The sequence below is a fragment of the Bifidobacterium simiiventris genome, from assembly GCF_019331715.1.
GTDB lineage: Bacteria > Actinomycetota > Actinomycetes > Actinomycetales > Bifidobacteriaceae > Bifidobacterium > Bifidobacterium simiiventris.
The window spans coordinates 216935-238575 of sequence record NZ_JAHBBG010000001.1 but is presented as its reverse complement, the minus strand read 5'-3'; the positions used below and the strand labels follow the sequence as shown (position 1 = coordinate 238575).

At 64.8% G+C, this 21641-nt stretch carries 15 protein-coding genes; 14 read left to right on the top strand and 1 reads right to left on the bottom strand.

Features of this window, described 5'->3' with window-relative positions:
• The first annotated feature begins 18 nt into the window (after window positions 1-18).
• The 12 genes from KIH76_RS01065 (at window position 19) to acnA (ending at window position 17316) form a co-directional block, all read left to right on the top strand.
• Window positions 19-969 carry a tyrosine recombinase XerC gene (locus KIH76_RS01065; RefSeq protein WP_219068816.1) on the top strand — a complete coding sequence of 317 codons (951 nt, stop codon included), beginning with the start codon at window positions 19-21 and terminating at the stop codon, window positions 967-969.
• 383 nt (window positions 970-1352) lie between these two features.
• Window positions 1353-3002 (top strand): peptide ABC transporter substrate-binding protein, encoded by a 1650-nt coding sequence (locus tag KIH76_RS01060; RefSeq protein WP_219068814.1) that lies wholly within the window; start codon window positions 1353-1355, stop codon window positions 3000-3002.
• 243 nt (window positions 3003-3245) lie between these two features.
• Entirely contained in the window at window positions 3246-4172 is a 927-nt protein-coding gene (locus KIH76_RS01055; RefSeq protein ID WP_219068812.1) for an ABC transporter permease, read from the top strand.
• A gap of 20 nt (window positions 4173-4192) precedes the next feature.
• Window positions 4193-5164, top strand: coding sequence for an ABC transporter permease (locus KIH76_RS01050; RefSeq protein ID WP_219068810.1), 972 nt, complete (start codon window positions 4193-4195; stop codon window positions 5162-5164).
• Window positions 5165-5183: 19 nt separating this feature from the next.
• The gene (locus KIH76_RS01045) at window positions 5184-7196 is read left to right on the top strand and encodes a dipeptide ABC transporter ATP-binding protein (protein WP_420829238.1); all 2013 of its coding nucleotides are present in this window, start codon (window positions 5184-5186) and stop codon (window positions 7194-7196) included.
• 84 nt (window positions 7197-7280) lie between these two features.
• Window positions 7281-8141 (top strand): exodeoxyribonuclease III, encoded by an 861-nt coding sequence (locus tag KIH76_RS01040; protein ID WP_219069161.1) that lies wholly within the window; start codon window positions 7281-7283, stop codon window positions 8139-8141.
• Window positions 8142-8296: 155 nt separating this feature from the next.
• Window positions 8297-9157: a DUF3710 domain-containing protein gene (locus KIH76_RS01035; protein ID WP_219068809.1), complete on the top strand. Its 861-nt coding sequence runs from the start codon at window positions 8297-8299 to the stop codon at window positions 9155-9157.
• Between the two features lie 18 nt (window positions 9158-9175).
• Entirely contained in the window at window positions 9176-9880 is a 705-nt protein-coding gene (locus tag KIH76_RS01030; RefSeq protein WP_219068807.1) for a DUF3159 domain-containing protein, read from the top strand.
• A gap of 49 nt (window positions 9881-9929) precedes the next feature.
• Window positions 9930-11198, top strand: a complete 1269-nt coding sequence (locus KIH76_RS01025) for a class I SAM-dependent RNA methyltransferase (RefSeq protein WP_219069159.1) — start codon at window positions 9930-9932, stop codon at window positions 11196-11198.
• Window positions 11199-11217: 19 nt separating this feature from the next.
• Window positions 11218-11820, top strand: a complete 603-nt coding sequence (locus KIH76_RS01020) for a type 1 periplasmic-binding domain-containing protein (protein WP_219068805.1) — start codon at window positions 11218-11220, stop codon at window positions 11818-11820.
• A 78-nt stretch (window positions 11821-11898) separates the two neighbouring features.
• Window positions 11899-14562, top strand: a complete 2664-nt coding sequence (locus KIH76_RS01015; protein ID WP_236036733.1) for an HAD-IC family P-type ATPase — start codon at window positions 11899-11901, stop codon at window positions 14560-14562.
• Between the two features lie 54 nt (window positions 14563-14616).
• Complete coding sequence (gene acnA / locus KIH76_RS01010; protein WP_219068803.1) at window positions 14617-17316, top strand: aconitate hydratase AcnA; 2700 nt, start codon at window positions 14617-14619, stop codon at window positions 17314-17316.
• Between the two features lie 54 nt (window positions 17317-17370).
• On the opposite strand, the gene KIH76_RS01005 is transcribed toward acnA, so the two are convergent.
• Window positions 17371-17994, bottom strand: coding sequence for a TetR/AcrR family transcriptional regulator (locus KIH76_RS01005; RefSeq protein ID WP_219068801.1), 624 nt, complete (start codon window positions 17992-17994; stop codon window positions 17371-17373).
• A 203-nt stretch (window positions 17995-18197) separates the two neighbouring features.
• On the opposite strand from KIH76_RS01005, the gene KIH76_RS01000 reads away from it, so the two are divergent.
• Complete coding sequence (locus KIH76_RS01000; RefSeq protein ID WP_219068799.1) at window positions 18198-18899, top strand: ABC transporter ATP-binding protein; 702 nt, start codon at window positions 18198-18200, stop codon at window positions 18897-18899.
• 10 nt (window positions 18900-18909) lie between these two features.
• A complete protein-coding gene (locus KIH76_RS00995) occupies window positions 18910-21615 on the top strand; it encodes an ABC transporter permease (protein WP_219068797.1) in 2706 nt (901 codons plus the stop codon).
• Window positions 21616-21641: the final 26 nt, after the last annotated feature.

Here is a 21641-nt window from a genome sequence, read left to right as displayed (position 1 = left end):
GACCGGGGGAGGACAGCGATGGCATTCGACGACGAGCTGGCCGCTTTCCTCGCCTATCTCAAGGCCAACAAGGGGTTGAGCGCGAATACGCTCACAGCGTATCGTGCGGATGTCGGCTCGTGCCTGCACACGCTTGCATTACGCGGCATCGACGAGTTGGGGCAGATCACGACCGACGACCTGCGTTCGTGGATGGCGCACGAGTCGCGCACGCATGCGCGTTCCAGTATGGCCCGCAAGGTCGTGGCGGTGCGCGGGTTCTTCGTATGGGCGCACGAGCACGGGCGCATGCCGGCCGATCCGGCAGCGGTGATCATGACGCCGAAGATCGCCGACACATTGCCGGCGGTGCTCACCGAAGCGCAGGCCGAACGGCTCATGGACGAGGCCGACGGCGAGGCCCGGTCGGCCGAGGACGATGACAGTGGGGAAGCGGACGGCCGGTCGGAACGTGGATTGCGGCGGCACGCGGTCAGGCTGCGTGATGCGGCGATGTTGGAACTGCTGTACGCAACCGGCATGCGCGTAGCCGAACTGACCGGACTGGACATACGGGACGTGGATTTCGCGAGCCGGACGGTGAAGGTGACCGGCAAAGGCAACAAGCAGCGCGTGGTGCCGTTCGGCGCTCCCGCGGCGCAGGCGATGACCGATTGGCTGCGCGACGGCCGACCGGCGCTGGCCGGCGACTGCGGAGACGCGCTGTTCGTGGGCGCCCGGGGCGGCAGGATCGACCAGCGGATCGTGCGCGAGACCGTGCACCGGAATGCGCGGACGGCCGGCGTGCCGGACATCAGCCCGCACGCGCTGCGTCACAGCGCCGCCACGCATCTGCTCGACGGGGGAGCGGACCTGCGCGAGGTGCAGGAGATGCTGGGACACTCCTCGCTTAAGACCACGCAGCGCTACACGCACGTGTCGATCGAACAGCTGAAGGCCCGGTATGCGCAGGCGTTCCCGCGGGCGTGACCTTGCCGCATAGTTAACGTGGGCGTAACACGAATGACGATTTTCGTGGAACGAATGATGAGCCGAAAATACGTAGCATATCGGTCGAAGATGAACGAAACCTTATGATTTGCAGGGCGATTAGCGATAACGAGATCGGTGAGATCGCCTAAGATCGGCGTCATTCCACGTTACGGACAACGAACTGGCGCATGACGAGGATATGGGACACAATGAGGATTGATCAGCAAAGGGGTTGGCCGATCCGGGAAGCCGGGCCGATTGGGCTCGGCGGGACGGGCGGTCAACCCTTTTGCGTAAGTCGGTTCGTCCGTCCGAAACTGCTGCATAAGCGGCAGGAAGACGGGACGCGGGCCGGCCCATCAATGGAATAGGAGAAATTCATGAAGAAGAAAGCTCTTGCTTTCGCGGCTGCTGCCTGCTCTCTGGCCATGCTGCTCAGCGGCTGCGGCTCTTCCAACAACGCCAGCAACACCGCTGCCAATGGCGGCAAGATGATCATCACCGCCGGTGATTCCGAACCGCAGAACCCGCTCGTCCCGACCAACACCAACGAGACCGGTGGCGGCGTGGTCATCGACCTGCTGTTCTCCCGCCTGGTGTCCTTCGATGCCAAGGGCAACGCGCAGAACGAGGTGGCCGAGTCCATCACCCCGAACGACGACGCCTCCCAGTACACCATCAAGCTGAAGTCCGGCTGGAAGTTCACCGACGGCACGCCGGTCACCGCCGAATCCTTCACCAAGGCCTGGTCCTACGGCGCGAACGCCAAGAACGCGCAGAAGTCCTCCTCCTTCTTCTCGACCATCAAGGGCTTCGACGAGCTGCAGGACGCCGACAAGCTCAAGGGTGACGAGCAGCTGTCCGGCCTGACGGTCAAGGACGACACCACCTTCGTCGTCGACCTGAACCAGCCCAACGCGACCTTCCCGATCAAGGTCGGTTACTCCGCGTTCGCCCCGCTGCCGGAATCCTTCTGGAAGGATCCGAAGGCCTTCGGCGAGAAGCCGGTCGGCAACGGCCCGTACAAGTTCGAGTCCTGGGACCACAACAAGGAAATCAAGATCGTCAAGAACGACGACTACAAGGGTAACGACGCCGCCAAGAACGACGGCATCACCTTCAAGATCTACACCGACGACGACGCGCAGTACGCCGACGTCCAGTCCGGCAACCTGAACGTGATGCAGTCCGTCCCGGCCTCCGCCACCAAGACCTTCGAGAAGAACAAGAAGCTGCAGGCCTACAACAAGGCCGGCTCCGTCTCCCAGACCTTCACCATCCCGTCCAACCTCGAGCACTTCGACGTGACCACCGAGGAAGGCCAGCTGCGTCGCCAGGCCATCTCCAAGGCCATCAACCGCGAGCAGCTGACGGACAAGGTCCTCAACGGCATCGGCACCCCGGCCGTCGACTTCACCTCCCCGCTCATCCCGGGCTACTCCGACTCCCTCAAGGGCGTTGACAACCTGAAGTTCGACGCGGCCGCTGCCAAGGAACTGTGGGCCAAGGCCGACAAGATCTCCAAGTACGACGGTCAGCTCACCTTCGCGTACAACGCGGACGGCGGCGCCAAGCCGATCTACGACGCCATCGTCAACCAGCTGAAGAACAACCTGGGCATCGACGTCGCCACCAACCCGATGCCGACCTTCCAGGAGTTCCGTAACGCCGTCACTGATCGCCAGATCAAGGGCGCGTTCCGTACCGGCTGGCAGCCGGACTACCCGTCCGCCGAGAACTTCCTGTACCAGCTGTACGATTCCGCCGCTGCCGATGGCAAGGGCTCGAACGATGGCGACTACAAGAACAAGGAGTTCGACGCCCTGATGACCAAGGCGTACGCCGCCACCTCCACCGAGGATGCGAACAAGATCTACCAGCAGGCTCAGGAGATCCTGCTCAACGATCTGCCGTCCATCCCGCTGTACTACTCCAACGCCGTCGCGGTCGCCTCGCTGAACGTCGAGGGCCTGGAGCTCAACTGGCAGAACGTGCCGATGTACGAGAACATCACCCTCAAGTCCGAGTGATTGCTCTGATCATACGGTCGAACTGACCACGTAGTGAGACGGGGAACGGAAGCGATTCCGTTCCCCGTTCCTTATATATAGGTACATGCGGATGTCGTATTTCATCTTCACGTCATCCCCACGAAACATTCAAGTCAAACCATAAGGTAGACTAACGAGGTACTTGGCGATCGGCCGGGTATCTTTCCCATGCCTTCAGGCTTTCCGTTATCACGGCCGATCCATAAGAATAAGGAGAAACCGATGGGTAAATATCTTCTGCGACGTATCCTGCAGATGATCCCCGTGGTTCTTGGCGCGACGCTGCTGGTCTATGCACTCGTCTTCGCGTTGCCGGGCGATCCGGTCAAGGCGATGTTCGGTGACAAGCCGGTCAACGAAGCGGTCGCCGCCCAGATCCGCGCCGAATACAACCTCGACAAGCCGTTCATCATCCAGTACCTGCTGTTCCTCAAGAACGCGCTCACGCTGAACTTCGGCAACACGTTCGCCGGCCAGCCGGTCATCGACGAGATCGCCCGCGCGTTCCCGGTGACCATCAGGCTCGGCATCATGGCCTTCTGCTTCGAAGCGATCTTCGGCGTCATCTTCGGCATCGTCTCCGGCCTGAACAAGGGCAAGTGGTACGACACCGTCATCCTGCTCATCTCCCTGCTGCTCATCTCCGTGCCGACCTTCGTGACCGGCTTCGCCGGCCAGTACTTCCTCGGCGTCGAGTGGAGCCTCATCCCCGTGACCGCAGGTTCCGACCCGGGCTTCTTCGACCTGCTGTTCCCCGCCATGGTCCTGGGCTCCGTGTCGATGGCGTACATCATCCGCCTCGCCCGCTCCGAAATCTCCTCGAACATCGCCGAGGACTACGTGCGCACCGCGCGCGCCAAGGGCATGAGCAACATGTCCGTCATGGTGCGCCACGTCCTGCGCAACTCGCTCATCCCGGTCGTCACCTACCTCGGCCAGGATCTTGGCGCGCTCATGGGCGGCGCGATGATCTCCGAACAGATCTTCAACATCCACGGTGTCGGCTTCCTGACCTACCAGAGCATCCTCAAGGGCGAAGGCAACCTCGTGGTGTCCATCGTGACCCTGTTGCTGCTGATCTTCGTGATCTGCAACCTGATCGTCGACCTGCTGTACGCGGCCCTTGACCCGCGCATTCGTTACGCGTGATCGAGAGGAGGACAAGCATCATGACTGACGAAACCAAGACCTTCCCCGAAACCGTCGTGCTGCCCGGCCAGGAGCGCTACGTCGCCCCGATCGAGGAGACGCCGCTGCAGGACGTCGACAAGGTCGACGAATCCGCCCCGGCCTCGAGCATGTGGGCCGACGCGTGGCGCACGCTGCGCAAGAACCCGCTGTTCATCGTCTCGGGCATCCTCATCGTTTTCATCGTGTTCGTCGCCCTGTTCCCGGGCGTGTTCACGAAGATCGACCCGAACTACTGCAACCTCGACAACTCACTGGGCGACCCGGAGCCGGGCCACCCGTTCGGCTACGACTTCCAGGGCTGCGACGTGTTCGCCCGCACCGTGTACGGCACGCGCACCTCGCTGTCCGTCGGCATCATGTCCACGCTGATCGTCGTGCTCGTCGGCACGCTCATCGGCGCGGTCGCCGGCTTCTTCGGCGGCTGGGTCGACGCCCTGCTGAGCCGCATCATCGACATCTTCTACGCCATCCCGTTCCTGCTGGGCGCCATCGTCGTGCTGCAGATGTTCCGCACCAACAGCTCCATCTGGAAGGTCGTGCTCGTGCTCGCCCTCTTCGGCTGGGTGTCCACCGCGCGAATCGCCCGCGGCTCGGTCATGGAGGCCAAGAACCTCGAGTTCAACACCGCATCCACCGCGCTCGGCTCCACTCCGATGCGCAACTTGTTCAGCCACATCATCCCCAACGCGATGGCCCCGATCATCGTGATCGGCACCACCTCCCTCGGCTCCTACATCGTGTCCGAGGCGACGCTGAGCTTCCTCGGCATTGGTCTGCCGACCACCACCGTCAGCTGGGGCGGCGACATCTCCCAGGCGCAGACCAACCTGATGACCAACCCGATGGTGCTGTTCTACCCGTCCGTGGCGCTGGCCATCACCGTGCTGAGCTTCATCATGATGGGCGACGCGGTCAAGGACGCCATCGATCCGAAGAGCCGTACGGCCTGAGTCTCGAAGGATGAGTGACATGGAAACTACGAATAGCAACGAGAAGCTCGTCGAGATGCAGAAGGCCCAAGGCCCGCTGCTCGAAGTCAAGGACCTCAAGGTCGACTTCACCACCGACGACAACCGCGCCGTGCACGCCGTGCGCGACTCCTCCTTCAGCGTCTACCCTGGCCAGTGGGTGGCCATCGTGGGCGAATCCGGCTCCGGCAAGTCCACTTCCGCCATGGCTGTGCTCGGCCTGCTGCCCGGCACCGGCCACGTGGTCGGCGGCTCCATCAAGCTCGACGGCCAGGAGATCGCTGGCTTGAAGCCCAAGGAGTTCGACAAGCTGCGCGGCACCAAGATGGGCCTCGTCCCGCAGGACCCGATGAGCAACCTCAACCCGGTGTACCGCATCGGCACCCAGGTCAAGGAGGCGCTCAAGGCCAACGGCATGGACGTGGCGCACGAGAAGCGTTCCGCGCTGGCGAAGGCCCTGGCGGGCGACGAGGTCGCCGTCAAGTCCAACGACGATGAAACGTTCATCGGTTCCGCCGAGCTGCCCGCGCTGCTCGACGCCGCCAAGGACGCGCTCGCCAAGATCGGCGTGACCGGCGAGAAGGCCGACGCGTTCATGAAGGCGTTCAAGGACGAGTGGGTGCCGGGCTCCGAAACCCGTTGGCGTGTGGCCGACGACCTCATCAAGGCCGGCGTGGCCGACGACGACGCATGGGTCATCGCCAAGAAGCACGTCACCGGTTCCACGCTCAACGACCGCATCGCCGGCCTGCTGTCCGAGGCCGGCCTACCCGATGCGGCCACCCGTGCCCGCCAGTACCCGCACGAGTTCTCCGGCGGCATGCGCCAGCGCGCGCTCATCGCCATCGGCCTCGCGTGCCGCCCTGAGCTGCTCATCGCCGACGAGCCGACCTCCGCGCTCGACGTGACCGTGCAGAAGAAGATCCTCGATCACCTGCACTACCTGACCGACTCGCTGGGAACGGCCGTGCTGTTCATCACCCACGATCTGGGTTTGGCCGCCGAACGCGCCCAGCACATCGTCGTGATGTATAAGGGCCAGGTCGTCGAATCCGGCCCGTCGCTCGAGGTGCTCCAGCACCCGCAGCATCCGTACACCAAGCGTCTCGTTGCCGCGGCCCCGTCGCTCGCATCCCAGCGCATCATCTCCGCGCACGAGCGCGGCGAGAACGCGGACGCGCTGCTCGAGCACCACGTCGTCGGAGAGGATGCGCTCGAAAAGAGCGAGAACATCATCACCGTCGACCACCTGACCAAGGAATTCAAGCTCCCGCGCAAGAAGGAGATGTTCAAGGCCGTCGACGACGTCTCGTTCTCCGTCAAGCGCGGCTCCACGCTGGCCATCGTGGGCGAGTCCGGCTCGGGCAAGTCCACCGTGGCGAACATGGTGCTGAAGCTCCTCGAGCCGACCGCCGGCACCGTGACCTACGAAGGCAAGGACATCGCCGGCTTCAAGGGCAAGGAGCTGCTCGACTTCCGCCGCCACGTGCAGCCGGTGTTCCAGAACCCGTACGGTTCGCTCGACCCGATGTACTCGATCTACCGCTCGATCGAGGAGCCGCTGCGCATCCACAAGATCGGGGACACGAAGAGCCGCCAGAAGCGTGTGCGCGAGCTGCTCGACATGGTCGAGATGCCCGAGTCCGTAATGACCCGTTACCCGAACGAGCTGTCCGGCGGCCAGCGCCAGCGCATCGCAATCGCGCGAGCGATGGCCCTCAACCCGGATGTGATCGTGTGCGACGAGGCCGTCTCCGCCCTCGACGTGCTCGTGCAGGACCAGGTGCTGCACCTGCTCAACGACCTGCAAGCCGAGCAGGGTCTGAGCTACCTGTTCATCACCCACGATCTGGCCGTCGTCCGCCAGATCGCCGACGAGGTCGTGGTGATGCAGCACGGTAAGCTCGTGGAACACGCCACCACCGACGAGGTGTTCGCGCATCCGAAGATGCAGTACACCAAGGATCTGCTCGACGCCATCCCGGGCGGCAAGCTCCAGCTCGGCCTCGACTGATCCTGAATCGCAATACGCCCTGACAGGCTCCCCTTGACGCATAAGGGGAGCCTGTTTTGGTATGCGGCGTGTATCATGAGCCGCATGACCATCACCATCACCACGTCGAACGTCAACGGCATCCGTGCCGCCGAACGCAAGGGCATCGCCGATTGGGCAGGCCGCAACACCCCTAACATCTGGTGCATGCAGGAGGTGCGCGCCCCGCAGCCCGACATCGACCGCATCATCGGCGGGTTCGGCTTCGAGTACGCCACCGCTGGGGCCGTGTCCGATCCGGCCGAACTGACTTCGATGAACGAGATCTGCCGCGTCAAGGGCCGAGCCGGCGTCGCCCTGCTGTCCGACCTGCCGGTCGTCGCACGTCGGTACGGCCTGCCGGGACTGGAGGAGGACGTCGACTCGGGCCGCTGGATCGAAGCCGACATCCGCACGCCGCAAGGCTACGAGATCACCGTCGCATGCGTGTACGTACACGCCGGCAACACCGACGACCCGGTGAAGATGCAGCAGAAATACCGGTTTCTCGACACCATGCTCGTGCGCATGGGCCAGCTGCGCGACGAGGCGGCGCACGGCGGGCGTCAGGCCGTGCTGTGCGGCGACTTCAACATCGCGCACACGCCGCTCGACATTAAGAACGCCAAAGCCAACGAGAAGCACGCCGGATTCCTGCCCGCCGAACGCAGGTACGTCGACCGCTGGCTGGGGGAGCTGGAGTTCGTGGACGTGATGCGCGACCTCGCCGGCGACATCCAAGGCCCGTACACATGGTGGAGCCAGCGCGGCCGCGCGTTCGACAACAACGTCGGCTGGCGCATCGACTACCAGTTCGCCACGCCCGAACTGGCCGAGACGGCACGCGGGTTCGTGATCGACAAGGCGCCCACCTACGACGCGCGATGGTCCGACCACGCGCCGCTGACGATCACCTATGACGTGTGATTTCCGCTGTCCGATAGACGATATGCACCGCTGACGGGGATCTCAGCGGCGCATATCGTCTAGCCGCCGGATGATCCGCACCGCTGACAGCCAATCACAAGGTGTAGTGCTACGCTAGTCGAGGTTGCAACCGCATAACGAAACGAGGAACACCAATGGGACTGTTTGGATTCGGCAAGAAGAAGCACCAGGACGAGGACGCCGCTGAGCGCGAGGCCGAGAAGGCCGCCGACGAGGCCAAGGACGAGACCGAAAACACCGCCGACGAGGCCGCCGCCCAAACCGCCGAGGAGCATTACCCGACCGAGATCGTCAGCGCATACGAGGGTCGCGGCGAGGAATACGGCCCGTGGGACGTCAACGACGAGGACGTGATCGACTACGACATGCACCTCGACCTCGGCGCATACTACCTGCCGTACCTGCAGGGCCTGTCGCTGCGTCTCAAGGCCAGCCGCGCCGACCAGCAGATCCTCGGCTCCACTATCTCCTACGGTACGTCCAGCCTCGAGATCGAGGCGTTCGCCGCGCCGAAGAGCGCCGGCCTGTGGGACGACGTGCGCGCCGACCTGATCGCCGCCAACAAGGGCGCGACCGAACAGCCGGGCGTGTTCGGCACCGAGATCAAGCTGCCGGTCCAGCTCAAGGGCGGCAAGGTGCTCGTCACCCGCATCGTCGGCGTGGATGGCCCGCGCTGGATGCTGCGCGGCATCTTCTCCGGTACCGCCGCGACCGATCCGAATGCCGACGAGACGATCGCGCTCAACAAGTTCTTCGTCGACGTCGTCGTCGACCGCGGCGAGGAGCCTCTCGCGCCGCGCGACCTGATCCCGATGCACCCGCCCGTCGCCCCGGCCGAACGCAAGGCCGCCGCCGCGGCCGCCGCGGGCGAGACGGAAGGCAAGGAGCACCTCAAGGACATCCCGAACAGGCCAGACGGCCCGTTCGACACCGACCAGCAGGTCGAGGTCAAGACCACGCTCTCGCGCGGCCCGATGTTCTCTGAAGTCCGCTGACGGACCGCATCAGCCGATATGGCCGAAGAGAACCAGAAGAAACGCACCGGCATGGCCTCGCTCGCCGACGTGGGCGACGGCGGTGATTTCTCCGTCATCGACGCGATCGGCGGCCCGCGCGGCGTCGTCGAATCGATGCTACCGGGCGTCATGTTTGTCGTGATGTTCATCGTCACCAGCGATCTGAACCTCACGATCGCCGTCTCCGCCGCGCTGGCCGTGATCCAGGTGGTCGCCAGGCTCGTGCAACGCCAGTCCGCGATGGGCGCGCTGAGTGGCCTGATCGCGGTCGGCATCTGTCTGATTTGGGCGTGGAAAAGCCATGAGGCGCGCAACTACTACATGTTCGGCTTCATCTCGAACGCCGTGTATCTGGTCTTGCTCACGCTGTCGCTGATCGTGCGCGTGCCCGGCCTCGGCCTGATGATCGAATTCATCCGGTCCCTGCCCACCGAGCATTTCAAGGCATGGTTCAACGACTGGATGCGTGACCGCGCGCTCAAACGCGCATACATGATCGTGACCGCATTGTGGATCGGTGTGTTCGCGCTTCGGTTACTCGTGCAGGTGCCGCTGTATCTGACCGACCATGTCGCCCTGCTCGGCACGGCGAGACTGCTCATGGGCATCCCGTTCTGGGCGCTCGCGATCTGGGTGTCGTACCTCATCATCGCCACCCCGCTGCACCGTCACAAGGCTGCCGCGCAGACAGACAACCAGTAACCGGATACCCCGTTTGTCCGGACAACCAGACCGCAAGGAGTACTACGTGATGGACGTTCAGGTGCGCATCGAACGTTACGCCGACCAGGGCCGGTGCGTCGGCCATATCGACGGACGCGTCGTCTTCGTGCGCTTCGCCCTGCCCGGCGAGCTCGTGCGCGTGACGCTGGACGAGCCGCACGACCGCGACGACCGTTTCTGGACAGGCGAGGTCACCGAAGTGATCGAGGCGAGCGAGGACCGCGTGGCCCCCGCGTGGCCGCTTGCCGGCCCCCTCGCGATGGACGGCGGCGTGGGCGGCGCCGATCTCGTGCACGTGAGTCTGCCCGGCCAGCTGCGCTGGAAAGCCGTCACCGTATCCGAACAGCTCAGTCGGCTCGGCCATATCGACGTGCCCGTGCCGATCGAACGCATGGATGGTGACGAGGCGCTCGGCGGATTCCACTGGCGCACCCGCATCGAGATGATCGCCGACGACAATGGCAAGCCCTCGATGCGCCGACGCGGCTCGCACGTGCGCGTGCCGATCGACACGATGCCGCTCGCGACCAAGACATTGCTCGCCGTGGCCGAACGCGAGCATATCTGGGACGGCGGCTTCGAACCCGGCTCGCAGATCCGCCTGTCCGTACCCGAACCGCGTCCCTCATCCGAAACGAACGACAAAGCCGATAACTACGCCGTGCTCGTCGACGGCGAACTGCGTTCCGGCAGCCAGCGGCTCGTCGAACGCGCCGACATCGCCGGCACCACGTTCGAATACACGGTCGACGCGAACGGCTTCTGGCAGATTCACCGCCAGGCGCCGATCGCCCTGCCGAACCACGTCATCTCGCTCGCCCGCCAGGAGATCGGCGAGAATCAGTCCGCCTGCATCTGGGACCTGTATTCCGGTTCCGGCCTGTTCACGCTGCCGCTGGCCACGCTCGTCACGCCGCGCACGCGCATGCTCAGCGTCGAGGGCGGACGCACGGCCGTCAAGAGCGCGCAACGCAACCTGCGGCACCTGAACCTGACCGACGTGGACGCGCGATGCGGCGACGTGGCGAAAACCCTCGCCAACGTGCCCGCACACCTCGCACATCCCGACCTGATCGTGCTCGACCCGCCACGCGCGGGCGCCCGGGCCAAGGTCTGCCGCCAGATGGCCGCCTCCGGTGCCCGTTCGATCATCTACATTGCATGCGACCCGACCAGCCTGGGCCGCGACACCGGCACGCTGCGCGAACTCGGTTACGAACTGGCCGACGTGCGCGCGTTCGACATCTATCCGATGACCCACCACGTCGAGACGGTGGCGCTGTTCCGCCGCGCGTGAATGCAGTAGGATCGAGCGTATGAGCCGAACCGTGTTCCGTCGCCTGACCGCCACGCTGGCCTGTATGGCCGCCTGCCTGACATTGGCCGCCTGCGAGCCGGCTGGTCGCGCGGTCGGCGACACGCAGGACAGCGAACCCGAGGTCGCACACATCGGCAAGATCAAGCAGGACATGCTCATCGGACTGGTCGGCGCCGCGCAAAGCGCCGATGTGGACAGGATGGCGATGGACGCGTTCGACACGGCCGGCGTGAACGCCGTGTACGTGCCGGTCGCCGACATGTCCGATCCGGACGCCACCGCGCGGCGGGGCGTGACCGATCTGATCGACCGACGGGCCACCGTCATCGTGATCAATGGCCTGCAGCTCGGTTCTGACAACACGGACGACTGGAACGACGTGCTGCGCAAGGCCCGCGGCGCCGGCATCCCGGTCGCGCTGCTCGACCCGACGAACACGCCCGTCGACAAGACGCTGTTCGCCGCGACGCTGACGCTCAACGACCGTGCGGCGGACGCGCAGCCGATCGCCCAGGCGCTCGCCGACATCATGGACGACAAGCCGCACGAGCGCGAGATCATGGTCAGCACCATGAACGCGACCGAACTGAACCGACCGTAGCCGAACCGCATCACACGGGACTCCACATCCGTCCACAGGATGAGTGCGCGGACGGACGGGCGCGGTAGGCTGGTGGGCATGAGCGCGAGTCTTTCCATGCCGCAGACATCCGAAACCGGTCTGAGCGAAGCCGAAGTGACCGAACGCGTCGCCGACGGGCGCGTCAACACGGTGAAGACCTCCACATCCCGGTCGGTCGCCGACATCGTGCGCGCCAACGTGTTCACCCTGTTCAACGGCATCATCCTCGCCGCGATGGTCATGGTGCTGCTCACCGGCTCATGGCGCGACGCGGTGTTCGGTTTCGTGATTCTCATCAACACCGGCATCGGCATCGTCACCGAGCTCAAGGCCAAACGCACGCTCGACAAACTGTCCATCCTTGTCGCCGCCGACTACGTCGTCCACCGCGACGGACGGGACACGACCGTCTCCCACGACGGCATCGTGCTCGACGACCTGCTCTGGCTGCGCTCCGGCGACCAGGTGCCCGCCGACGCCGAAGTCGTGGACGATTACGGCATCGAACTCGACGAATCGATGCTCACCGGCGAGTCACGCACCGTGCGCAAGAAGAGCGGCGACGCGGTGTATTCCGGTTCGACCGTCGTCTCCGGCATGGCGCTGACACGCGTGACCGCGGTCGGCGCACACGGGTACGCGGCCAGCCTGACCGCACAGGCTAAGGTATACAAGAAGACCGTGTCCGACCTCAACAAGGGCATCAACACGATCCTCAAATTCATGACGTTCCTCGTCGTGCCGCTGTGTGCGCTGCTCATCTGGTCGCAGATACAGACCGTCGGCGGCTGGTCGGCGGCGATCTCGACCGGCGCGTGGCGGCAGGCGGTCGTCTCGGCCGTCGCCGGCGTGGTCGGCATGATCCCGGAGGGACTGGTGCTGCTCACCTCGCTCAACTTCGCGATCGCCGCTATGCGGCTGGCCCGGCACAATACGCTCGTACAGGAACTCGAATCGGTGGAGACACTGGCCCGCGTGGATTGCCTGAACCTCGACAAGACCGGCACGGTGACCGACGGCGGCATCGCGTTCGACCGCGTGATGATGCTCGACGACGCCGACTGCGACGAACGGACGGCGAAACAGGCGTTGTACGACCTGGCGAACGAGGAACAACCGAACGGCACCGGTCAGGCGGTGCTCGCCGGACTGCGAGGGGAAGGATTCGGTGCGGGGCAGGTCGCCGCGCGAGTGCCATTCTCGAGCGCCCGCAAGTGGAGTTCAATCACGGACGGAGACGGCACGACCTGGTACATGGGGGCGCCGGAGGTGCTGCTGAACGCGCTCGACGGGGACTACGCGGATGTGCTCGCGCAGGTGAACGCGCTCGCCGCGGACGGCAACCGTGTGCTCTTGATCGCGACAGTGACTTCTGAGGTGGTTGGGTGTGCCCTCCCTCAGTCACGGCGTGGCCGTGACAGCTCCCTCAGCCGGGACATTGCCGTTCAGCGAACGACAGAGTCGTTCGCAGGCAATGTGCGAGCCGACAGGCGAGCCAGCCAAACGCGGCCGCAGGCCGTCCTTAATTACGGGACGAGCCGAGGCTCCGCCAGCGTCAAAGGTGGAGACGAGGCCGAGGCGGCGGTCAATCCGCAGGCGCGGCCGGTGGGGCTGGTGCTGTGCGCGGAGCGGATCCGCGCGGATGCCGAAGGCACGCTCGCATGGTTCCGCGAGCAGGGGGTGCGCTGCCGCATCATCTCCGGCGACAATCCGGTCACGGTCGGCGCGATTGCACGGAAGGTGCGTCTGACCGGCGACCGTACGCCCGTCGCGATGGACGCGCGGAAGCTGCCGAGCGACATCAACGAACTGGCCCGCACACTCGAAACCGTCGACGTGCTCGGCCGCGTCCTGCCTGACCAGAAGAAGGCCATCGTCCAGGCCTTGCACGTGGACGGCCACGTCGTCGCGATGACCGGCGACGGCGTCAACGACGCGCTGGCCATCAAGGAGGCGGATCTCGGCATCGCGATGGGCAACGCCGCGCCTGCCACCAAGGCCGTCGCCCAGGTCGTGCTCGTGGATTCCAGATTCAGCCATCTGCCCGACGTGGTCGCCCGCGGCCGTCAGGTCATGGCCAATATGGAACGCGTCGCCAGCCTGTTCCTCGTCAAGACCGTGTACTCCGCGCTCATCTCGCTCGGCGTGGTCCTCACGGCCATCCCGTTCCCGTACCTGCCCCGGCACATTACCTACATCGGCGCGCTCACGATCGGCATGCCGGCGTTCATCCTCGCGCTCGCGCCGAACACTCGCCGCTACATCCCCGGGTTCCTGCACCGCGTCGTCCGGTTCGCCCTGCCCGGCGGGCTCGCGATCGCCTTGGCCGTCCTGTGTTCGTCGTGGATGCTGCCGTCCATCATGGGTTGGAATGTCGAGAACGCCGCCGATCTGGCCAGCCTGCGCGCCACGAACGCGATCATCGTGTTTGTGCTCGGCGTGCTGGTCCTCGCCCGCGTTGCGCAGCCGCTCAATTCGTGGCGTGGCATCCTCGTCGCCGCGTTCGCCGCGGCCGGCGTCATCGGCATGCTGATCCCGTTCGTCGCGAGCTTCTTCGCGCTTGAGGTGCCCACCGGCCGTGAGATCACCGCCACCGCCGTCGCGCTGCTGCTGTCGGCCGCCGTGTTCGTCCTGTGCCATGTGATCGTCGCCGCGGCGGCGCGGATTATCTCACATGGCAAGCCGACACGCCAGAGCCACGGTAACATGCCGGTATTGTGAAGGGCAGATAATCGGCGACGTTACCGATTACAGTCCTAGAAGCCGGAGGGGAACATGTCCGTACGCGACGACCAGCTGTCCACGCTCAGCGTGAACGGCACGGACTATGACTACTATTCGATTGCCGACCTGCCCGGCATCGACCATCTGCCGTACTCGCTCAAGGTGCTGGTCGAGAATCTCGTGCGTAACATCGACGGCGCGAACATCACCGACGAACACGTCAAAGCGCTGCTCGACTGGGATCCGAACGCCGAGCCCAGCCACGAGATCCAGTTCACGCCGAGCCGCGTCGTCATGCAGGACTTCACCGGCGTGCCGTGCATCGTCGACCTCGCCACCATGCGCGACGCCGTCAAGCAGCTCGGAGGCGACCCCGAGGTCATCAACCCGCAGGTGCAGTCCGACATGGTCATCGACCACTCCGTGCAGATCGACAAGTACGGCGTCGCCGACGCGGTCGAGCAGAACATGGACATTGAATACCAGCGCAACGGCGAACGCTACCAGTTCCTGCGCTGGGGCCAGCAGGCATTCCGCAACTTCCGCGTCGTGCCGCCGGGAACCGGCATCATCCACCAGGTCAACATCGAATACCTCGCCAAGGTCATCATGACGAAGGCGGGGGAGCGCGGACGCCAGCTCGCCTATCTCGACTCGTGCGTCGGCACCGACTCGCACACCACCACCGAAAACGGCCTCGGCGTTCTCGGCTGGGGCGTCGGCGGCATCGAGGCCGAGGCGGCCATGCTCGGCCAGCCGATCTCCATGCTCGTGCCGCGCGTCGTCGGCTTCAAGCTCACCGGTTCCATTCCCGAAGGCGTCACCGCCACCGACGTGGTCCTGACCATCACCGACATGCTGCGCAAGCACGGCGTCGTCGGCAAATTCGTCGAATTCTACGGCGACGGCATCGCGTCCGTCCCGCTCGCCAACCGCGCCACCATCGGCAACATGAGCCCCGAATTTGGCTCGACCTGCGGTATCTTCCCGATCGACCAGGTCACGCTCGACTACCTGCGCCTCACCGGCCGTTCGGACGAGCAGGTTGCGCTCGTTGAAGCCTATGCGAAGGTCAACAAGCTGTGGGGCGACGCCTCCGATCCGAACTACGTCGAACCGCAGTACTCCGAATACGAGGAACTCGACCTGTCCACCGTCGTGCCGTCGATCGCCGGCCCGAAGCGCCCGCAGGACCGCATCGTGCTGTCCGAATCCAAGCAGACGTTCGAGGAGACGCTGCCCGCGTACGAGACCGAGAAGACCGTCAAGGAGCCGGTCGCCGTGTCCACCGACTTCCGCGGCGATTTCGATCTGACCAACGGCGACGTGGCGATCGCCTCCATCACCTCGTGCACAAACACGTCCAACCCGTCCGTCATGATCGCCGCCGGCCTGATCGCCCGCAACGCGGTCGCGCGTGGTCTGTCCCCGAAGCCGTGGGTCAAGACCTCGCTCGCCCCCGGCTCGCAGGTCGTCGCCGACTACCTGAAGGCCGCGGGACTGCAGGACGATCTTGACCGGCTCGGCTACGAGCTCGTCGGCTTCGGCTGCGCCACCTGCATCGGCAACTCCGGCCCGCTGCTGCCGGAGATTTCCGAGGCGATCAACGCGAACGACCTGACCGTCACCGCTGTTCTGTCCGGCAACCGCAACTTCGAAGGCCGCATCAGCCCGGACGTCAAGATGAACTACCTCGCCTCGCCGCCGCTCGTCATCGCGTACGCGCTCGCCGGCACGATGGACTTCGACTTCGCCTCGCAGCCGCTCGGCAAGGATCCGGACGGCAACGACGTGTACCTGAAGGACATCTGGCCGACCAACGAGGAGGTCGCCGCCGTGGTCAATGGCACCGTCAGCCGTGAGATGTTCCTCAAGGACTATGCGTCCGTGTTCGAGGGCGACCATCGCTGGAAGGGCCTCGACGTGCCCGAAGGCGAGCTGTTCCAATGGGACCCGAAGTCCACGTACGTGCGCCGCCAGACGTTCTTCGACGGCATGAAGGCCGTGCCGGACCCGGTCGCCGACATCCACGGCGCACGCGTGCTCGCCCTGCTCGGCGACTCCGTGACCACCGACCACATCTCTCCGGCGGGCGCGTTCAAGGCGTCCAGCCCGGCCGGCAAGTACCTGACCGAACGCGGCGTCGAGCCGAAGAACTTCAACTCCTACGGTTCGCGCCGAGGCAACCACGAGGTCATGGTGCGCGGCACGTTCGGCAACATCCGCCTGCGCAACCTGCTGCTCGCCTCCACCGGCAACGAGGTCACGCCCGGCGGCTTCACCTACGACTTCACGACCGGCGAGCCGTCCACGATCTTTGACGCGTCGCTCAACTACAAGGCCGCCGGCACGCCGCTCGTGGTGCTCGCCGGCAAGGAGTACGGCACCGGATCATCGCGCGACTGGGCGGCCAAAGGCACGCTCATGCTGGGCGTTCGCGCGGTGATTACGGAAAGCTTCGAGCGTATCCACCGCAGCAATCTGATCGGCATGGGCGTGCTGCCGTTGCAGTTCCCGGCCGGCGAAAGCTACACGTCGCTCGGCCTCGACGGCACCGAAACGTACGACATCGACGGCATCGAGGAGCTCAACCACGGCGCGACACCGAAGACCGTGCACGTCACCGCCACGCACGCCGACGGCTCGAAGACCGAGTTCGACGCGGTCGTGCGCATCGACACGCCCGGCGAGGCCGACTACTACCGCAACGGCGGCATCCTGCAGTACGTGCTGCGCAAACTCATGAAGTAGGCTGCGTGAGCAGCGGCCGCCGATCGCCGCGGACGGGAGCCCGACACGTATCGTCTACGCGTCGGGCTCCTTGCGTATCGGCTCGTCGCCGCCGGTCCTGAGCGAATTGATGAGCTGTGAGACGATGCTCGGCATGATCGAACGGCTGAGCCACTCGACGTTGTCCGGTGTGAGCAGGGCTGGCGCCTTGGCGAGCACGCCGAGCATGCCGCTTGAGGCGAACTCCAGCAGCATGTGCTGACCGGGGTTCAGTGTGGCGGGATCGCGGCCGAGCGCCGTCAGCCAGATCTCGACGACATGGGTTTTGAGCTGCGTCGCGAGTCCGGCCGAACCGTGCGGCCCGGCGATCAGCGACAGACGGCGGATGCTGCGGATGCGTTGCGGCGAGGATAGGCAAGCGAGCGCATAGTCGCGGATGCCGTCGATTCCTTCGTCCTGACGGATGACGTGCATGATGAATGCGGTGATGTCCGGCTGCTCGTAGATCGCGGCGATCGCGTCGTCGGCCAGTTCGGGGATGTTGGCGTAATGGTAGTAGAACGCGCTGCGGTTGAGGCCGCTCGCACGCGTGATGTCGCTGATGGTGATCTGCGCATACGGCTTGTCCTCCAGCAAACGCCAGAACGCATCCTGCATCTTTTGCGGTGCGCCCGGTTCCTCGGCTCGCGGTCGTGCCATGTCGTCTCCTGGTTGAGTGATCGGCTAACTCAACACGATATCGTGTTTTCGATGCCGCGTGGCCGATCCTGCCGCCAAACCCTACATAATGTCGGATTACGTGGATTTATTTACCCGACAGACTGATGTATTTCTTGGAATCGCACGCAATCCAATGCGTCAGTCAATCGCAACGGTCAATCGCAAAGAGAGGCACGATCGACATGTCATTCCTTGAATTCCACGACGTGGTCCGCCGATACGGCAGCGGCGAATCCGCCGTGCTGGCGCTCGACCACGCCACGTTCGACATCGAACAGGGCGAGCTCGCCGTCATCCTCGGCGCGTCCGGCGCCGGCAAATCCACCGCGCTCAACATCCTCGGCGGCATGGATCGCGCCACCTCCGGCTCCGTGCGTCTCGACGGCAAGGACATCACCAGGGCCAACGAGGCGCAGCTGACGGACTACCGCCGCTTCGACGTCGGCTTCGTCTTCCAGTTCTACAACCTCGTTCCCAACCTCACCGCGCTCGAAAACGTGGAACTCGCCAGCCAGATCTGCCCGAACGCGCTCGACGCGCGCGAGACACTCAAGAAGGTCGGTCTTGGCAACAGGCTCAACAACTTCCCCGCGCAACTGTCCGGCGGCGAACAGCAACGCGTCTCGATCGCCCGCGCGCTCGCCAAGAACCCGAAACTGCTGCTGTGCGACGAGCCGACCGGCGCGCTCGACTACAACACCGGCAAGGAGGTGCTGCAACTGCTGCAGGACTCCTGCCGCAATCGCGGCATCACCGTCGCGCTCGTCACGCACAATTCCGCGCTCGCGCCGATGGGCGACCGGCTGATCCGCTTCCGTTCCGGCAAGGTCACCGAGATCAAGGCGAACCCGAGCCCGACTCCGATCGCGGATATCGAATGGTAGGGGAGTCGCGATGAGGAAAACTGCACTCTGGAAGGACGCGTGGCGCGCGATCCGCGGCAACGGCAAGCGTTTCGCCGCGATGACGGTGATCGTCGCGGTCGGCGTGATGATGCTCGGCGGCCTCAACTCGGTAGGCCGCGACATCCGGGCTGGACTCGACGAGTTCTTCGACGAAACCGGCATGCACGACATCGCGATCGTCTCCACGCTCGGACTCGATGACGACGACATTGCCGCACTGCGCACAGTACGCGGCATCAAGGACGCGGCCGGCGAATACGCGGCCAATGTCACCACGACGATCGACGGCAAACAGGCGTCCGCCACCGTCACCTCGCTCAACGACCGCGGCATCGACCGGCCGTACGTGACCGACGGCCGTCTGCCGAAATCCGGTCATGAGATTGCCGTGACGCGGCAGTATCTGGACGATGCCGGCAAGTCGATCGGCGACACGCTCGAATTCAAACCGGACGATTCGATGACGGCGGCCGCGGTCGGTTCGTCTGACCCGTCGTCGGACGATACGCCGGACGATGCGACCGGTTCGACCGGCACCTTCGCAAACGGCGAGTACACGATCGTCGGCGCGATCATCGACCCGAACGACATCGTGAACCCGTCCGGCCCGCTCACGCTCGTCTCCGGCAGCAAAACCGTATATCCGATGGTCGTCACGATCGACTCGCTCGCCGCAGGCGACGACGTGCCGTACACGTCCGCCGTGCTCACCGTCGCCGACGCGGCCGCGATGAACACATACGACGACGATTATCTGGGCGTTGTGGCCGACACGAGGAGCGCGATCGAATCCATCCAAAAGACCCGTGAACAGGCGCGCACCGACGCCGTGCGCGACGCCGCGCTCGCCAAGGCCATGAGCAGGCTCGACGAACAGCAGGCCAAGGTCGACGCATTGCCCGACGGGCTGCCGGCCAAAACCGCCGCCGAACAACAGCTCGCCGCCGCGAAGGCCAAGATCGAAGCCGGTGTCGCCGCACTGCCCGACGCGAAATGGATCATCAGCGACCGCAGTTCCGTCACCAGCTGGGAGGACGTGAACACCCAAAGCGAGATGATCATGCGTCTCGGCACGCTGTTCCCCGTCCTGTTCCTCGTGATCGCGCTGTTGGTGAGCCTGACCGCCGTCACGCGCATGGTGGAGGAGGATCGCCAGCTCATCGGTACCTATAAGGCATTGGGGTACACGCGCGGCGAGACGATGGTCAAATACCTGGTGTACGCCGGCGCGGCCTGCCTGTTCGGCGGATTGCTCGGCGATGCGCTCGGTCTGCTTGGTCTGCCGTTCGTGTTCACGCGGCGCCTGATCTCGAGCCTCTACGTATTGCCGGGCTATCCGCTGCTCGTGGACTGGAGGCTCGCGGTGGGAGGCGTGCTGCTGTTCGTCGTGACGATCACCGGGGCGGCCGCTGCGACTACGGCCGGATCACTCAGGCTGGAACCGGCCGAACTCATGCGTCCCAAGGCTCCCAAGGCCGGCCGCACGATCTTCCTGCAACACGTCGGCTTGGTCTGGAACCATCTGAGCTTCCTTGGCAAGGTGACCGCCCGCAACCTGCTGCGCTACAAGTCGCGCGCGCTGATGGTCATCATCGGTGTGCTCGGCTGCACCGCGCTCATGACCGCCGGCTTCGGCATGGGCAGCTCCGCGCTCACGCTCATGCCGCGCCAACACCGCGAGATCGCGCCGTACGACGTCATGGCCGTCACCTCCGCCGCCGACCATGACGATGCGCAACGGCAACTGGACGACGACGCGCGCGTCGCATCGACCCTGCCGCTGCAGCTGGGCAACGTGACGTTGGACGCGGCCGGCGACGATTCCGCCGACGACGCGAAGATCAGCGCACAACTCATGGTCATCCCGGACGGCGAGTCGTTGAACGGCTACCTCGAACTGCACACCGAGGCCGGAACCCCGATCGCGCTGCCGGATAACAATGCCGGCCACAACCACCATGCCGGCGTGATCGTCACCGTCAATGCCGCGCGCAAACTCGCGCTTGCGGACGGCGACACGGTTACTCTGACCGACACGATGGCCAACAGCGTTGACGTCACGGTGGTCGATGTCGCGCAGTACTACACCGGCAATCTCGTCGTCATGACCGAGTCCGCATACGAGCGTGCGTTCGATGCGGATTTCGCCGCGAACGCCGATCTCGTCAACGTGAACGCCGACGACATGGACGAGAACATCGCGTTCGCGGACGACCTCGCGCAGCACGGCGAATACCTGTCGGTCATAAGCTCCGCCAAACAGGAACGCGACTTCTCGAAGAGCTTCCTCATGTTCTTCGTCATGATCGGCTTCATCGTCGTCATGGCCGCAATCCTCGCGATCGTGGTGCTGTACACGCTTGCCTCCACGAACATCTCCGAGCGCGAACGCGAGCTTGCCACCATCAAGGTGCTCGGATTCCGTCGACGCGAGGTGCACGGCTACGTGAACAAGGAGATGCTGCTGCTCGCGGCGATCGGCATCGCGGTCGGTCTGCCGTGCGGGCGCGGATTGCTGGGCTTCCTGATCGGCAAACTCGACCTGCCGGGCATGAATCTCGTACCGAACGTGGCCTGGTACTGCTATGCGGCCGCCGCCGTGCTCGCGCTCGTGTTCACGGTGCTGGTCGAAGCGGCGACGAACCGGTCGCTCGACCGCATCGACATGGTCGGCGCGTTGAAGAGCCCCGAGTGACGGGCGGCTGATACGACGACGGCAGG

Bases quoted from the DNA above. Each gene is read 5' to 3' on its own strand.
- KIH76_RS01065 (WP_219068816.1), top strand. From the start codon at position 19: ATGGCATTCGACGACGAGCTGGCCGCTTTCCTCGCCTATCTCAAGGCC.
- KIH76_RS01060 (WP_219068814.1), top strand. From the start codon at position 1,353: ATGAAGAAGAAAGCTCTTGCTTTCGCGGCTGCTGCCTGCTCTCTGGCC.
- KIH76_RS01055 (WP_219068812.1), top strand. From the start codon at position 3,246: ATGGGTAAATATCTTCTGCGACGTATCCTGCAGATGATCCCCGTGGTT.
- KIH76_RS01050 (WP_219068810.1), top strand. From the start codon at position 4,193: ATGACTGACGAAACCAAGACCTTCCCCGAAACCGTCGTGCTGCCCGGC.
- KIH76_RS01045 (WP_420829238.1), top strand. From the start codon at position 5,184: ATGGAAACTACGAATAGCAACGAGAAGCTCGTCGAGATGCAGAAGGCC.
- KIH76_RS01040 (WP_219069161.1), top strand. From the start codon at position 7,281: ATGACCATCACCATCACCACGTCGAACGTCAACGGCATCCGTGCCGCC.
- KIH76_RS01035 (WP_219068809.1), top strand. From the start codon at position 8,297: ATGGGACTGTTTGGATTCGGCAAGAAGAAGCACCAGGACGAGGACGCC.
- KIH76_RS01030 (WP_219068807.1), top strand. From the start codon at position 9,176: ATGGCCGAAGAGAACCAGAAGAAACGCACCGGCATGGCCTCGCTCGCC.
- KIH76_RS01025 (WP_219069159.1), top strand. From the start codon at position 9,930: ATGGACGTTCAGGTGCGCATCGAACGTTACGCCGACCAGGGCCGGTGC.
- KIH76_RS01020 (WP_219068805.1), top strand. From the start codon at position 11,218: ATGAGCCGAACCGTGTTCCGTCGCCTGACCGCCACGCTGGCCTGTATG.
- KIH76_RS01015 (WP_236036733.1), top strand. From the start codon at position 11,899: ATGAGCGCGAGTCTTTCCATGCCGCAGACATCCGAAACCGGTCTGAGC.
- acnA (WP_219068803.1), top strand. From the start codon at position 14,617: ATGTCCGTACGCGACGACCAGCTGTCCACGCTCAGCGTGAACGGCACG.
- KIH76_RS01005 (WP_219068801.1), bottom strand. From the start codon at position 17,994: ATGGCACGACCGCGAGCCGAGGAACCGGGCGCACCGCAAAAGATGCAG.
- KIH76_RS01000 (WP_219068799.1), top strand. From the start codon at position 18,198: ATGTCATTCCTTGAATTCCACGACGTGGTCCGCCGATACGGCAGCGGC.
- KIH76_RS00995 (WP_219068797.1), top strand. From the start codon at position 18,910: ATGAGGAAAACTGCACTCTGGAAGGACGCGTGGCGCGCGATCCGCGGC.